General features: G+C 61.9%; 1 protein-coding gene. It reads left to right on the top strand.

Annotated elements, in window-relative coordinates:
• A partial coding sequence (locus tag HMPREF0372_RS20760) for a Na+/H+ antiporter NhaC family protein (RefSeq protein ID WP_007493390.1) occupies window positions 1-548 on the top strand: 548 nt, incomplete at both ends.

Here is a 548-nt window from a genome sequence, read left to right on the forward strand (position 1 = left end):
TGCCCGCCATCCTGATCCTGTGCCTGGCCTGGACTATCGGCGACGTGACCAAGGGCCTCGGCGCCCCCGAGTTCGTGGCCGGCATCGTGGAGAACCTCAGCGGCAGCCTGTATGCCCTGCTGCCCGCCGTAGTGTTCATCATCGCCGCGTTCCTGGGTTTCGCCACCGGTACCTCCTGGGGCACCTTCTCCATCCTGCTGCCCATCGTCATCCCGGTGTTCTCCGGCGGTACCCCTGCTGTGGATCTGACCGTGGGTGACCTGAACAACAACCTGCTGATGATCTCCATCGCTGCCACTTTGGGCGGCGCGGTTATGGGCGACCACTGCTCTCCCATCTCCGACACCACGATCATGGCGTCCTCTGGCGCTCAGTGCTACCACCTGAACCACGTGGCCACTCAGCTGCCCTACGCTGTGACCGTCGCGGTTGTGGCCTTCGTCAACTATATCATCACCGCGTTTATCCAGGTTCCCTTCATCTGCCTGCCCATCGCCATTGTCTCTATGGTGCTTGTCATGCTGGTGATCGGCAAGGTCAACCACTCC

The sequence above is a fragment of the Flavonifractor plautii ATCC 29863 genome (assembly GCF_000239295.1).
GTDB lineage: Bacteria > Bacillota > Clostridia > Oscillospirales > Oscillospiraceae > Flavonifractor > Flavonifractor plautii.